Raw genomic sequence first — 14,800 nt, 5'->3', positions numbered from 1 at the left:
TGTAAAGTTAAGAAACGAAAATGTAAAAAAACACGAATTTTGCTAACTATTTAATTATAGTGGCAAATTCAAACGTTTTCGTTAATAACTTTTTATTTTTTATGCTAAAAATTGAAGAATTATTCTATTTCTGGTACTTTAATAGGTTCTTCCTTAGTGCCTTCCGATTTTTTTACTTTTCGGTCGTTAATGTAATCTAAAAACTCAGTAGGTATGTCAGAATCTGGCATTTGGTCATTAGAATTGGTTGAGTCTTTATCTTCTTTCTTTTTTGTAAAAATTTTACGAATCATTTCTTTAAAAGTATTGAACTCTACATTATAGGTTAGCCCAAGTCCTTGTGTATAACCAATACCTTCTCCTATATAATTGATATCATTTTCTCTATTAAATACGTGCGCAGTAAGTGTACCATCATCATTCAATTGCATTTGAATTTCGACATTCCCTACAATAACTGATTCTGTTACTCCACCTACCGGTACTCCGACTTTTCCGTTGATTGAAATTTTATCATTAATTCTTGTACTCAAGGTAACTCCAACTCTATCTGATATTTCCGTTAACTTATTTCCTTGCGAATAATCAAAACCCAATTGCAGTTTACTATCTTCATCAGCAAATAAACCATTGATGATTGAATTAGCTCTTTCAAAAAGAGGACCATATGCTGCATTTCCTGCGGTTTCAGCAGTTACAAACGAACCTGTTGAAAGTAATGCAAATGCTTGTGTTTGACGCGTATCTTTGTCTTGTAACTTATAATCTATTTCGCTTTTTAGTACGGAACTAACATTTGGAAAATCGATATTAAAATCAGGCTCAGGATTGCTTAAATTTCCATTTAATAAAATAGAAACATTTGTATCTACCTTTTTATTAAACGAAGCACTTTCCAATAAAACTGCTGGATTCGCTGTAGTTTTATAAGTTGCTTCTAAATCCAATACCGCATTCATAGGATCACCATCCCAACGAATAGTTCCTCCCTTTTCAACATTAAATTTTTTATCAATTAATCCACCATATTTAAAGTTATATTGCCCTTCTTGCACAATAAAATCACCATTCATTTGGAATTTCCCTAAGGTATTAATTTCCATAAACATAGAACCCAATCCTTTACCTTTCATAGCATGACCAGACTCTCTATCCAAAATAATTTCAATTTCGGCATCAGTATCAATATCAAAATCGAATTCAAGTTCTATCCCTTGGTATTTATTCTTCTCTACAACTTTCCCGTCCTTTATTTTCTGAAATTCTTCTTTAGTCATAAACTTAATAAAAGAATTATCTCCAATGTCTTCATCATCATTTACCGGAATTTTAATAGACGTACCTTTTTCTGATTCTCCAGCTACCTTAATATTTAAAGCATTTACAGCACCTGTAATACTTGCAGTTCCTTTCATAAAAGCTGTTCCATAATAGTAGGCACCTTCATTATCTTCTGTGTCTAATGCCAAAATATTATTAGAACTTAAATGTAAATCCAACTGCCAATCGCCAAGTGCTTCATGACGAATACTTCCGTCTAGGATTCCTTTTGTTTTGTATTTGGTATCTGTAACTTCAATTTTTCTCAGGCTAAATTGATGTTCGGTTATATCTACTATAGCATTTTTTTCAAATGCATAATCTACATTCAAATACGGCACACGCATTCCTGCATCATTGAGATACAAACGGCCATCTATTTCTGGTTTTGTTAATGCTCCTGCGATATTAGCCCTACCTGTAGCATTACCTCTTACATCAGACAAAACAGAGCCTAAGAGTGGTCCAAACGGAGCTAAATCAAAACCTTTGAAACCAGCTTCTAGCTCCAAACTTGATTGCTCACCAACAAAGTTCACATTACCTTCTAAAAAAAACCGTTCGTCTCCATCTTGTTCTAAGCTGGAAGCAACTTTAAATTGGTTGAAATTTTCGTTTCCTTCAATGTTAAAATCTAAATCTCCAATCAGAATTTTATTAATTTGCAAGCTATCAATAGTTATACTTGATTGTGGATCATACACATTTTTATCTTGAAAATATTTGACTTTTCCGTTTAGTTTACCTCCAAAAGACAAACTATCTAACGATGGTGTTATTTTTTTCAAATCAACATCATCAAACGTTAACTGAAAATCTTTGTAAGTTGAATTACGCATAGTACCAAAGAAATCCATTTTTTGATCATTGTGCGATAAACTAATTTTCTGAAAATCAAAGTTTTTCATAAATTTATCAAACACAATTTTATTATCGTTAGTTTCATTTTCATTGATAAACCAAGTGTAATCTTTAAATTTTACTTCCGATTTTTTGAATCCAACTACCGATTGTTTCTTCTCATCTATGGTGTGATATAAGTTTAAATCATATTTATCCTGACTTTGATTACCTCCTTTAAATTCTGAACGAACGAATAACGTATCATTAAGAGTAATATTAATCAAATTAAAATCAGCAATCTTGTAATTCTTATTTTTTATAGTGTCAACAGAAATATACGCATTATAGATAGGGTTTTTATTATCTATATCAATTTTTACGTTTTGAATATGATTTTCAAAAGCAACAATTGTAGGTGACCTGAAATCTAATTCGAATTTACCTTCATCGGCATTAATTTTTCCTTTGAATCTGGTGTTTTCTGATATAGAAACCTCTGGAATAAATACTTCTACAATTTTGTCATAAATTGTAAAATCAAACTCTAAAAACTGATCTTTGGCTAATTTATTTGGAGAGTAATTGGCATATAAACTACCTAAAGCATTTTCAACTATTTTACGAACCTCTTTTACTTTATATTTTCCAACAACTTGACCACTAATTATATCTGGAGAATTCATTGTAATCGTACGAACTTTTTGTTCATCAAAAGAGGATGTGATTTCAAAATCTTCAAAAAAATAAAAGTCCTTACTATTTTGATACGATACATTATGAATTTCTAAATCTCCAACCAAATCATCTATAGAGCCACCATTAGCTTTGAAATTTATATTTCCTTTAAAAATTGAAATAGAATCTTTTTTATAAAAATTTAAAAGATGCAAATCAGCATAATCAATTTGGGCTTTAAAATCATAATTATTAGCTTTTTTACTCAAATCAATTACACCATCAAAGTCCATTTTTAAATTAGGATCATTACTATTAAAATAACCTTTATAATAAGGCATTTTCATACTTCCATCTACAGTAATATTTTGATAATTGTATTTGTTAAAATAGAACTTATCAATTTTTCCTTTGATTTTAGTATTCAATAGTTTCTGTGTGAATCCTTTTCCATCAACGTCTAAATCCAAGGTTGTTTTGCCCAAATCTTTTTCACCCAATAATGTTCCTAAATCAAAATTAGCCAACTGAATGTTTCCTTGATAAGAAGCATTATCAATATTGTCAATATTTTGCATAGCTAATTTACTTTCAATTTCTCCAAGTTTTGAAAGTAAATAAACATCGGCATTAATATATTTTTGAGTCAATTCAACATCTCCAGCTAAATTAACAGTACCTAATTTTGCTAAAACAGATGGCAAATTTTCGCCCAAAACTCTTGGCAAAATTCCTTTTAAATCTTCATAATTAGAGGTAATTCTATCAAAATTACCTTTCATATAAAACGCTTGATTGCCTTTTCCAAACAGATTTCTAAAATTAACCGTTCCGATAATCTCAGATTGATTTTTATCTACTAACTTTAAATCATGCGTTGTAAAGTTATTTAATGTACCTACTAAATGTGTATCAACATAAAATGTATTATTCTTTCCAAATTCATTATAAAAATGATTCAAATCGTTTGAAGCTATTGAAGCTTTTTCAAACTGTACATCAAAAATTACTTTGTTGTTAAAATCTGAAAAATCTTTTCTATTATATTTTAATTCGACCCTTCCTTTCATTTCAGATTCGGGCGTATTCATTGCCAGTTGCTCTAAAAGAATATTCTTTTTTGTGTAAGTAAAATCCGCAGTAAGATTTTTAACCTCAATACCTCTATGATCTTTGAAAGAAAGCCTGTCGATAAAGGTTGTTACATTTGGACCTTTGATTAAAAAATCTTCAATTTTACCATTCAGTCGAGTAAAATCTAAAACTTTAGGTGTTTTTAAATTTTCATCAATATAACGAAAACGACTGCTGTAAATTGTCATTTTATTCGCTCTCATTCTAAACTTTCCTGATGAAGGCGTACCATCATCAAATGCTTCGATGAACTTGTCTAAATTAGTATAATTTTCGTTTTTATAATTGATAATTTTAGCATCTAATCCATCAATAATTACATCTTTAAGATATGGATGCCCAGGGTCATATATTTTTTTAAAACTTAAAATAGATGTATTTAAACGCTTAATAGCAAAAAGTGTGTCTTTATGAAGGTCAAGAATTAAAATTCCTTTTAACTTTACACTACCAAAAGGAGTTATTGCAACTTGCTCAATTGTTAGATTTGTTCCATATGCTTTGTTGAGTTCATCTGTAGCATATTTTCCCAAATAGGTTTGCACAGGAGGCAACGATAATAGTATCCCCAGAAAGAGTAGCAATAATATTATTCCAAAGAGGAAACGAAATAGTATTTTTTTAAATTTTTTGATACTCTATTTTGTTTTAAATTTGCTCAAATTTATTAAAAAGGGGGATATCCAACAAAAATAAGGATTTTTGTAAGATAATTACAATATCTTTAAGTCAAATTTCGTGCCTAAATATGTTAGAAAAGAAAATATATACTTTAGCGATAGAAAGTTCGTGTGATGATACGTCTGCAGCCATACTTTGTAACGATATTGTTTTGTCTAATATTGTTGCTAGACAAGCTATTCATGAAGAATATGGTGGCGTGGTGCCTGAACTTGCTTCTAGAGCCCATCAACAAAATATTGTTCCAGTGGTAGATGTTGCCATTAAAAAAGCTGGAATTACAAAAGAAGATTTAAATTGCATTGCTTTTACACAAGGCCCAGGATTAATGGGTTCTTTGTTGGTTGGCGGTTCATTTGCTAAATCAATGAGTATGGCGTTGAACATTCCTTTGATTGCAATAAACCATATGAAAGCGCATATTCTAGCCCATTTTATTACCGAAGAAGGTTATGATAAACCAACATTTCCATTTTTAGCCTTGACTATATCAGGTGGGCATACACAAATTGTGAAAGTAAAAAGCTTTTTTGATATGGAAATCATTGGAGAAACTACTGATGATGCCGTTGGAGAAGCTTTTGATAAAAGTGCAAAAATACTAGGTCTTCCCTATCCTGGCGGACCTTTGATTGATAAATTCGCGCAAGATGGCAATCCAAAAGCCTTTCCTTTTACCAAGCCAAAAGTACCGGGATTGAACTTTAGTTTTAGTGGTTTAAAAACACAAATTTTATATTTTATCCAAAAAAATGTAGCCGAAAACCCAAACTTCATTGAAGAAAATAAAGCAGATATCTGTGCTTCCATTCAACATACTATTATCAATATTTTAATGGATAAACTTAAACTTGCAGTTGCAGAAACGGGAATCAATCAAATTGCAATAGGTGGTGGTGTTTCGGCAAATTCTGGCATTAGAACAACCTTGAAAGAAGCTGAAAAAAAATACGGATGGAAAACTTATATTCCTAAATTTGAATACACAACAGATAACGCTGCTATGATTGGAATTGTAGGTTATTATAACTTTTTAGAACAAAATTTCAGCGATGCTGATGTAGTTTCTAAAGCACGAATTGAATTTTAAAACTATGCAACTATTTTATAATTCCGAAATAAAAAAAGCTGACACCACTTTCTTTTTTGACAAAGAAGAGAGTAAGCATATTGTTAAAGTGTTACGAAAAAAAGAAGGTGATAAAATACTCATTACAAATGGATTAGGTTACTTATTTGAATCAGAAATTATTCTTGCTTCTGAAAAAAAATGTGAAATAAAAATCACAAAAGAAACCTTTCAACAACCCGATAGTTTTTACACACATATTGCCGTTGCTCCTACCAAAATGAACGACCGTTTAGAATGGTTTTTAGAAAAAGCAACCGAAATTGGTATTCATGAAATTACACCAATTATTTGCGATCATTCGGAAAGAAAAGTGTATAAAATTGATAGAGCCGAAAAGATAATACAAGCTGCCATGAAACAATCTTTGCATTATTATTTACCTAAAATTAATGAACCTGTTTCACTTTCGCATTTTGTAAAATCGAATATCGACGGACAAAAATTTATTGCGCATTGTGAAGAAACTGACAAAAAATCGTTTCAAAAAGAAATTAATAAAAATGAAAAAATCACTATTTTAATTGGTCCAGAAGGTGATTTTTCTACAAAAGAAATTAATTTAGCGATTGCCAATCAATTTATTCCTGTAACTTTGGGAAACACAAGATTACGAACAGAAACCGCAGCATTAGTTGCTTGCCATACAATTGCGTTATTAAATGAATAAACTCTTTTTAGTTGTTTATCTGCTTTTTTTGAACTTGGGTTTTTCCCAAGAAGTGGCTGTTGGAAAATATTCTGGTGGTGGTGATTGGTATGCAAATCCGACTTCTTTACCTAATTTAGTGAAATTTTGCAATCAAAATATCAATACTACTTTAAATACCAAAATTGCAACTGTAGAAGTAGGAAGCTCAGAAATTTTCAATTACCCTTTTGTCCACATGACTGGACATGGAAATGTAGTTTTTAGTGCTAATGATGTTATTAATTTACAAAAATACTTAACTTCTGGTGGTTTCTTACACATAGATGACAACTATGGTATGGATGAATTTATCCGAAAAGAAATCAAAAAGATTTTTCCTGATAATCCTTTAACAGAAATTCCTGCCAATCATGTTCTTTTCCAAGAACCTTATGCTTTTCCTAGTGGATTACCCAAAATTCACGAACACGATAATAAAAAACCACAAGCATTTGGTATTTTTATCGATGGAAGGATTGTTTTATTATACACCTACGAGTGTGATTTAGGTGATGGTTGGGAAGATGCAGAAGTACATAATGACCCCGCAACTGTAAGAGAAAAAGCACTAAAAATGGGTGCAAATATTATTCATTATGCTTTTACTTTCTAATTTTTCAAAAGATTTTTAAAAAAACCTTTTAATATTATTTCAATTATTTAAATCTAACATTGAACATTTCATACTTTTTTATTCTATTTAATAACTTATCTTAAAACTTTAACAAAATATACAGAAAATCTGTAAAATTAGAATTTTGAACTTCATTAACTTTGAATCAGTTTTTTCATACAAACAATTTATTCTTTCAAAATAGATTATTGTCATCGTAAAAACTAAAAACCAAATTAACTAACTAAAATTTTAATTTTATGAAAAAAATCGTTTTATCAGCATTTGCTTTGCTGTTATTGTTTTCATGTTCAAACGATGAAACATCAACAACAACTGAAGAGAAGACACTAGTTACTCATGACCACAGAGGATGTGCATCACATGAAGTTTACGAAGAGCAACTGAGACAAAATCCAGAATTAGCTCAAAAAATGGAGCAAATAGAGAGATTTACTGAAGAAGCAATTAGAAACAACACTGGTAGATTAGTAAATGGAAAAATTGAAATTCCAGTTGTTGTAAATGTTTTGTACAGAACTGCTGCTGAAAACATTTCATTAACACAAATTCAATCACAAATAGACGTATTAAATAAAGACTTCAATGCAACTAATTCCGATTTTAATCAAGTGCCTACGGTTTTTTCTGGAGTAAAAGCTAATGTAGGAATCTCTTTTGTATTAGATGCTGTTTACAGAAAATCTACTACAAAAACATCGTGGGGAACCCGTGATGCTATGAAAAAGTCAACTCAAGGAGGAATCAATCCTACATCACCTACAACTAAATTAAACCTATGGGTTTGTACAATTGGTGGAGGAATTTTAGGTTATGCACAATTTCCTGGTGGTGCAGCTGCAACTGACGGAGTTGTTATTGATTCAAAATATTTAGGAACTACGGGTACTGCAACTGCTCCTTTCAATAAAGGTAGAACAGCAACTCACGAAGTAGGTCATTGGATGAACTTAAGACATATTTGGGGAGATGCAACTTGCGGGAGCGACTTAGTATCAGATACACCTTCTCACAATACAGCAAATTATGGTATTCCAGCTTTTCCACACTATTCAACATGTTCTGGAACACCAATCGAAATGACTATGAACTACATGGATTACACAGATGATGCTGGTATGTATATGTTTTCAAATGGTCAAAAAAGCAGAATGCTTGCCATTTTCGCTTCAGGTGGTGCAAGAAATTCGTTTGCACAACCTTGATTTTAATTAATTGTTATTTGAGAAAACTCGCTATTTATTGGCGAGTTTTTTTTATTTTAGCCAAAAGAAAAAAAATGACTTCAAAAGAACTATCACATGGAATCGTAAGAGCAGTTTTAATACTTACTGCAATTGCTCTTTTGTTGTTTTTTTTATACCAAATAGCAACTGTTATTGTCTATTGTATTGTTGCGATTGTTTTCTCTCTACTCCTTTATCCTTTGGTTTTATTTTTAAGACGAAGACTCAAGTTTAGAAACACATTAGCAGTAGTAACTTCATTGATTTTAGTATTACTTGTAATCAGTGGAATTGTGCTTCTTTTTGTTCCATTAATTGTATCACAAGGCGAAAATTTATCACTTTTAGACATCCAATCATTAGAAAAAAATTACTCCCAATTATTAAATAATATTACCACTTATTTGAATTCATATAATATTGATTTACAACAATTAGTAAAAAACTCAAAACTAACTTCGTTTTCTAATTTTGAATTTATTCCCAACTTTTTAAATAGCATTGCGAGTACAATTGGAAATATTGGAATGGGCTTAGCCTCTGTCCTTTTTATTTCATTCTTCTTACTTAAAGAAAGAACTTCATTTTCAGTAGCTTTTAAAAAAGTATTACCTGAAAATCAAAAAGAAAAAGTACTAAATTCGATTGAAAAAATAAACGAGATGCTTTCTAAGTACTTTTTGGGTTTATTATTACAATTATTCATAATTCTTGTTTTATATTTTATTGTTTTCTTGATTTTTGGTGTAGACAATGCACTAATTATAGCGCTTTTATGTGCCGTATTTAATATTGTTCCATACGTTGGACCATTAATCGCAACATTTGTAGCAGGAATATTAATTATGACTAACAGTATAGGCACAGGAGCAGATTTTAGTACCGAAACCTTACCTACTACCATTTACGTCTTAATTGGAATGTTTGTCGTACAATTAATAGATAATAACGTGAGTTCTCCACTAATTTTCTCAAAGAGTACCAACTCGCATCCTTTAGAAATATTTTTGGTTATCCTAATTTCAGGGATATTATTTGGTATCACAGGTATGATTATTGCAGTTCCTTTCTATACTTCATTAAAAGTGATTGGTAAAGAATTCTTACCTGATAATCGCATAATTAAAGCACTTACCAAAAATTTTTAGTTTTGGATATTCAACAACTTTTACATCCTGAAATTCAAAATTTCATTACAGAAAATTTAGGCTCTGATAGTTCAAAATTAGCGCTAAAGAAAAATCCATTTTCATCCGTTAATTATACCGAAATTATTCATCAAATTATATCAAAAAAGAAAGCTAAAGACAAATTACCTACTTGGTTTGCTACTTCAAATATTATTTATCCTGAAAAAATTTCTATAGAACAAACTTCTTCAGAAATAACAGCAAAATATAAAGCTTCATTGGTTTTTGGAGAAAATATGATTGATTGCACAGGTGGATTTGGTATTGATGATTACTACTTTGCGCAGCAATTCAAATCGGTTACACACTGCGAAATTAATACTGAATTATCAGAAATTGTAAGACATAATTACACCCAATTGAAAACAGAAAACATAGCTTGTATTTCTGGCGATAGTTCTGAAATTCTAGTTCAATTAAATCAACGCTTCGATTGCATTTATATTGATCCATCACGCAGAAATGATGCCAAAGGAAAAGTATTCATGCTAGCCGATTGTTTGCCAAACGTAGTAGTCCAACAAGATTTTTACTATCAATATTCGGATACCATTTTAATTAAAACTGCTCCTATTCTAGACCTTCAAGCTGGTTTATGTGAGTTAAAAAATGTTGCTTCCATTCATATTGTAGCCGTTGAAAATGAAGTCAAAGAATTGTTATGGAAAATTAAAAAATCATTTACAGATAGTCCGAAAATCATTGTTGTAAATATTGAAAAAGAGCAAATACATTCAACTACAATTAGTCTTTCAAAAAGCTACGAAGCAACGTTTAGTTTACCTAAAAAATATCTTTACGAACCTAATGCTGCATTATTAAAATCAGGCGGTTTTGAAGCGATTTCTGAACTATTTGGTTTGGATAAATTGCACCAACATTCCCATTTATATACTGCTGATATAATTAAAGATTTTCAAGGAAGACGTTTTGAAATTAAACAAGAAATTCCGTTTCAAAAAAGCGACTTAAAAAAGCACGTTCAAAACCAGAAAATGAATGTTACTACCAGAAATTTCCCATTAAAAGTAGAAGAAATCAAAAAGAAATACAAAATTAGCGACGGTGGTACATTATTTGCTTTTTTTACTACAAACTTAAAAAATGAAAAAATAGTTTTACTTTGCACCAAAATTTAGAATCAATGAAAAATATACTTGCCCTTTTACTATTTATTCCAATATTTGCCTTAGCACAAACTAAAGACTGTGTGTATGATCTGGAAGAAAAAACCGACTCTACATCATTAAAAGTACTACCAAATGTATTAATAGACGAAAAGATTTTTGGAAATACAAATGAGTATTTGTTTTTCAATTTGATAAACAATGATGGAGCGCCAATGTTAGGCTTACAATTATTACAAAAAAGTAAAGATTTTATACCTACCAAGTGCATCAACAAAACCTCAAAAATAATATTACAATTAAAAAATGGTAAGATTGTAACTCTAATTGCAAACGATGAAGAAAATTGCAGTGTGCTAAACTATGATGAAAAAGAAAAAAACAACATCCGTATTTTAACAGCTTACTTCTTTTTTACCAAAACCAATTATGAAGAATTAAAAAACAGTCCCATAACGCTTATGCGCGTGCAATATGCAGGCGATTCAAAAGATTATGTTTTAAAAAGTGAATTAACTTCTGAAACATTAAATACTAAATCAAATCCAGAAACGTACTTTATGGATTTTATTAAATGTGTGGAGTAAAAAACGTTTTGTAGCTTATTTTCAGTACCGTTGAACCAACACCAAGCTATTACAAATATAAAGAATCATTCCATTCAGCTGTAGGTTTTTCTACTAAAAATCTGAAAGTACCCATTGAAACGAACGGTTGTTGTGAGCAGTACTTATACTTTTAAAGTTTTGACTAATCTAAAAATTATTAACTTTAAATACTGATCCATTTTGTACTTTTTCTGTCTAAATTCATTAAAGCTATTCAAATTATCAATCTGTTCGATTACAGCCTTATCATATTCTACAGTTTCTTTAAATCTTGAAAATAACTTTTTCTTAAGCTTTAATAAATCTCGATGACTTAAATCATAGCTTTTTTCCACATGACCATTTTTAAATTCAAATACTAGATAATTCTCAAAATATTTATCAGTCCAATGATTCTTAGTTGTATAAAATTCTTTTCCATATGGAAATGTTTGAATATTGGAATAGAAATCTATAAAGATTTTGGATTGAGCAGGAAAGAAATCTTTAAAGACAGATCGATTATCAATTTGGTCGTTTTTTTCAATTAAAATTTCTATATCAGTTAAGAATAATGAATCATTCTCAATCGTATATGTCATTATATATGTTCCGTAATTTGTACTTGTTTCAATTGCGTCTTTCGGTTTTGCAATTTTTTTATCTTCTATATATTTATGACCAGGACTAAAGCTATTCCATTCATATTCCTTACCATTATAAATTAATTTATCTGGGATTTGAGGAGTTGCAAAAACTTTACAGCTAACAAAAAATATAAAAATAATTAAGTTTTTCATCGTTAATTGCGTTTTGTTTCGTTTGGTCAATAGTATTCTCACAACTAATAACATCATCAAATATACGAATTTACATCTAAATTAATACATTTTAGGAAAGTACTAAAAACAAAAAAGCCTTGCGTTTGCAAGGCTTTTTTGTGATCGCGCCAGGATTCGAACCTGGGACCTACTCATTAGAAGTGAGTTGCTCTATCCAGCTGAGCTACGCAACCTAATTTATTTTTGTCGGGGTGGCAGGATTCGAACCTGCGGCCTCCTGCTCCCAAAGCAGGCGCGATAACCGGGCTACGCTACACCCCGAAGACAAAAAAAGCGGAGAGACAGGGACTCGAACCCTGGCGACGGTTACCCGTCGACAGATTAGCAATCTGCTCCGTTACCACTCCGGCACCTCTCCTATTATTCTGTAAGAACTTATCTTTTTTGCGGTTGCAAATGTATGGTTTCATTCATTAATATACAACTATTATCTGACTTTTTTTATTTATTTTTAAATATATTTTTTAAAAGCGCTTATATTCAACACAATACCCTTAAGCGAAAAAACACAAACACTGGCTTGCCTTTCTCTAAAAAGGCAACGTACAAAAATACAAGCCTCTTTCTTATTAATTATGAAAAATCAATTTCATTTCCGTTTTTAATTAGAATTACATTTAATTAAGCATCCAAATTAGAATAAAATTAGTAAATTCGCAATTCAAATCTAAAAACACAATCATGAACAAAAAAGTAGTTATAGTTTCTGCTGTAAGAACTCCAATTGGAAGTTTTATGGGAGCATTATCAAGTGTACCTGCTACAAAATTAGGAGCAGCTGCAATCAAAGGTGCTTTAAACAAAATCAATTTAGACCCTAAACTTGTTGACGAAGTATTGATGGGAAATGTGGTGCAAGCCGGAAATGGTCAAGCTCCAGCAAGACAAGCCGCTTTATATGCTGGTTTATCTGAAAATGTTGCCTGTACTACTGTAAATAAAGTTTGTGCTAGTGGGATGAAAGCCGTAATGCAAGGTGCTCAAGCTATTATGGCGGGTGATGCTGAAATTGTAGTTGCTGGTGGAATGGAAAATATGAGTTTAATTCCTCATTATGTACATTTAAGAAATGGTGTGAAATTCGGACCAACTTCTTTAGTGGATGGCATGCAAAAAGATGGGCTTACAGATGCTTATGATAATAACGCAATGGGAGTTTGTGCTGACTTGTGTGCGTCTGAATATAACTTTACAAGAGAAGATCAAGATAACTTCGCAATTCAGTCATACGAACGCTCGGCTGCTGCTTGGGAAGCTGGTAAATTTGATGCAGAAATTGTTCCAGTTGAAGTTCCTCAAAGAAGAGGAGATGCTATTGTTGTGACTAAAGATGAGGAATATACTAATGTTAAATTAGATAAAATTCCTTCATTAGCTCCTGTTTTCACAAAAGACGGAACAGTTACGGCAGCAAATGCTTCAACTATTAATGATGGTGCAGCAGCTTTAGTTTTAATGAGCGAAGAAAAAGCAAAATCTTTAGGATTAACTCCTTTAGCTTACATTAAATCATATGCTGATGCGGCACAAGAACCAAAATGGTTCACTACAGCGCCAGCAAAAGCATTACCAAAAGCATTAGACAAAGCTGGATTATCGGTAGCTGATGTAGATTTTTTTGAGTTTAACGAAGCTTTTGCAGTTGTAGGTTTGGCTAATGCAAAAATCTTAGGTTTAGACAATAACAAAATCAATGTAAACGGTGGTGCGGTATCATTAGGGCATCCGCTAGGTTGTTCTGGTGCTAGAATTATTGTGACTTTAATCAGCGTTTTAAATCAAAACAATGCGAAAATTGGTGCAGCTGCAATCTGTAATGGTGGTGGTGGTGCTTCAGCAATTGTGATTGAAAGAGCATAATTTATAACTTTTACTAATGATGAATTTTGAAATTTAGTTACATTTGTAATTAAATTCTTAATTCATCATTTTTTATTTAGACCAACTATGTTTGGAATTTGTAATTTAGCCATCGTACCAATTAGAGCAGAAGCTAGCGACAGAAGTGAGCAAGTTTCACAATTGTTGTTTGGCGAACACTTTAAAATTATTGAGCTTACCGCCAAATGGGCACAAGTAGAATTGGCTTATGATGGTTATGTAGGTTGGATTGACAACAAACAATTTCAATCGATTACAGAAGAACAATATTTATTTTTAAATGAAGTCCCTAGTGTTCTAAATGCTGATTTAATTGATTACATCACAACACCAAGCAATCAGTTAACGCCTATTTCATTGGGTGCGTCTTTATCTTTTTTAGAAAACGAAGACATCAATACTGCTAAATATAGCTTTGAAGGCATGAAAGTTTGCGGTGTAAAGCCTAAAACAGAGTTGGTAAAAACTGCATTTATGTACTTAAATGCTCCCTATTTATGGGGTGGAAAATCACCTTTTGGAATAGATTGTTCTGGGTTTACACAAATGGTTTACAAATTAAATGGTTATCATTTGCTAGGAGATGCCTCACAACAAGCTACACAAGGCGATGCGTTAAGTTTTATTGAAGAAAGTGAACCAGGTGATTTGGCCTTTTTTGACAATGATGAAGGAAATATTATCCATGTGGGGATTATGATGGAAAACAACTACATTATTCACGCTTCAGGAAAAGTTCGTATTGACAGATTAGACCATTTAGGTATTTACAATGCAGATACCAATCGACATACGCACAAACTTAGAGTTATTAAAAAAATAATATAAAAATCCCGCGGT

General features: G+C 31.2%; 11 protein-coding genes and 3 tRNA genes. 9 read left to right on the top strand and 5 right to left on the bottom strand.

Annotated features, from left to right (window positions below):
• Positions 1-119 precede the first annotated feature (119 nt).
• Positions 120-4,517, bottom strand: a complete 4,398-nt coding sequence (locus VK164_RS01690) for a translocation/assembly module TamB domain-containing protein (protein WP_324207703.1) — start codon at positions 4,515-4,517, stop codon at positions 120-122.
• Positions 4,518-4,720: 203 nt separating this feature from the next.
• On the opposite strand from VK164_RS01690, the gene tsaD reads away from it, so the two are divergent.
• The 7 genes from tsaD (at position 4,721) to VK164_RS01655 (ending at position 11,237) form a co-directional block, all read left to right on the top strand.
• Positions 4,721-5,743, top strand: coding sequence for a tRNA (adenosine(37)-N6)-threonylcarbamoyltransferase complex transferase subunit TsaD (gene tsaD / locus VK164_RS01685; protein ID WP_324207702.1), 1,023 nt, complete (start codon positions 4,721-4,723; stop codon positions 5,741-5,743).
• A 4-nt stretch (positions 5,744-5,747) separates the two neighbouring features.
• The gene (locus VK164_RS01680) at positions 5,748-6,452 is read left to right on the top strand and encodes a 16S rRNA (uracil(1498)-N(3))-methyltransferase (protein WP_324207701.1); all 705 of its coding nucleotides are present in this window, start codon (positions 5,748-5,750) and stop codon (positions 6,450-6,452) included.
• Complete coding sequence (locus VK164_RS01675) at positions 6,445-7,086, top strand: DUF4159 domain-containing protein (RefSeq protein ID WP_324207700.1); 642 nt, start codon at positions 6,445-6,447, stop codon at positions 7,084-7,086. The genes VK164_RS01680 and VK164_RS01675 overlap by 8 nt, the downstream gene beginning before the upstream one ends.
• 260 nt (positions 7,087-7,346) lie before the next feature.
• A complete protein-coding gene (locus tag VK164_RS01670; protein WP_324207699.1) occupies positions 7,347-8,312 on the top strand; it encodes a zinc metalloprotease in 966 nt (321 codons plus the stop codon).
• 74 nt (positions 8,313-8,386) lie between these two features.
• A complete protein-coding gene (locus tag VK164_RS01665) occupies positions 8,387-9,481 on the top strand; it encodes an AI-2E family transporter (RefSeq protein WP_324207698.1) in 1,095 nt (364 codons plus the stop codon).
• Between the two features lie 2 nt (positions 9,482-9,483).
• Positions 9,484-10,662, top strand: a complete 1,179-nt coding sequence (locus VK164_RS01660) for a class I SAM-dependent methyltransferase (RefSeq protein WP_324207697.1) — start codon at positions 9,484-9,486, stop codon at positions 10,660-10,662.
• A 5-nt stretch (positions 10,663-10,667) separates the two neighbouring features.
• Positions 10,668-11,237, top strand: coding sequence for a hypothetical protein (locus tag VK164_RS01655; RefSeq protein ID WP_324207696.1), 570 nt, complete (start codon positions 10,668-10,670; stop codon positions 11,235-11,237).
• Positions 11,238-11,380: 143 nt separating this feature from the next.
• Here the strand turns inward: VK164_RS01655 and VK164_RS01650 are convergent, their stop codons facing one another.
• The 4 genes from VK164_RS01650 to VK164_RS01635 all read right to left on the bottom strand — a co-directional run bounded on the left by VK164_RS01650 (position 11,381) and on the right by VK164_RS01635 (position 12,437).
• Positions 11,381-12,037: a hypothetical protein gene (locus VK164_RS01650; protein ID WP_324207695.1), complete on the bottom strand. Its 657-nt coding sequence runs from the start codon at positions 12,035-12,037 to the stop codon at positions 11,381-11,383.
• Positions 12,038-12,178: 141 nt separating this feature from the next.
• Positions 12,179-12,252: transfer RNA gene (locus tag VK164_RS01645), tRNA-Arg, on the bottom strand.
• 13 nt (positions 12,253-12,265) lie between these two features.
• Positions 12,266-12,340 (bottom strand) — tRNA-Pro (locus VK164_RS01640).
• A 13-nt stretch (positions 12,341-12,353) separates the two neighbouring features.
• A tRNA-Ser gene (locus tag VK164_RS01635) sits at positions 12,354-12,437 on the bottom strand.
• Between the two features lie 323 nt (positions 12,438-12,760).
• On the opposite strand from VK164_RS01635, the gene VK164_RS01630 reads away from it, so the two are divergent.
• Both VK164_RS01630 and VK164_RS01625 read left to right on the top strand, forming a co-directional pair.
• Complete coding sequence (locus VK164_RS01630) at positions 12,761-13,939, top strand: acetyl-CoA C-acyltransferase (RefSeq protein WP_324207694.1); 1,179 nt, start codon at positions 12,761-12,763, stop codon at positions 13,937-13,939.
• A gap of 87 nt (positions 13,940-14,026) precedes the next feature.
• Positions 14,027-14,788, top strand: a complete 762-nt coding sequence (locus VK164_RS01625; RefSeq protein WP_324207693.1) for a C40 family peptidase — start codon at positions 14,027-14,029, stop codon at positions 14,786-14,788.
• The last annotated feature ends 12 nt before the right edge of the window (positions 14,789-14,800 follow it).

The sequence above is a fragment of the Flavobacterium sp. genome (assembly GCF_035299005.1).
Lineage (GTDB): Bacteria > Bacteroidota > Bacteroidia > Flavobacteriales > Flavobacteriaceae > Flavobacterium.
This window is presented reverse-complemented; position numbering and strand designations above follow the sequence as displayed.

Coding starts and splice junctions, on each gene's coding strand:
- tsaD (WP_324207702.1), top strand. CDS start 4,721: ATGTTAGAAAAGAAAATATATACTTTAGCGATAGAAAGTTCGTGTGAT.
- VK164_RS01680 (WP_324207701.1), top strand. CDS start 5,748: ATGCAACTATTTTATAATTCCGAAATAAAAAAAGCTGACACCACTTTC.
- VK164_RS01675 (WP_324207700.1), top strand. CDS start 6,445: ATGAATAAACTCTTTTTAGTTGTTTATCTGCTTTTTTTGAACTTGGGT.
- VK164_RS01670 (WP_324207699.1), top strand. CDS start 7,347: ATGAAAAAAATCGTTTTATCAGCATTTGCTTTGCTGTTATTGTTTTCA.
- VK164_RS01665 (WP_324207698.1), top strand. CDS start 8,387: ATGACTTCAAAAGAACTATCACATGGAATCGTAAGAGCAGTTTTAATA.
- VK164_RS01655 (WP_324207696.1), top strand. CDS start 10,668: ATGAAAAATATACTTGCCCTTTTACTATTTATTCCAATATTTGCCTTA.
- VK164_RS01650 (WP_324207695.1), bottom strand. CDS start 12,037: ATGAAAAACTTAATTATTTTTATATTTTTTGTTAGCTGTAAAGTTTTT.
- VK164_RS01630 (WP_324207694.1), top strand. CDS start 12,761: ATGAACAAAAAAGTAGTTATAGTTTCTGCTGTAAGAACTCCAATTGGA.
- VK164_RS01625 (WP_324207693.1), top strand. CDS start 14,027: ATGTTTGGAATTTGTAATTTAGCCATCGTACCAATTAGAGCAGAAGCT.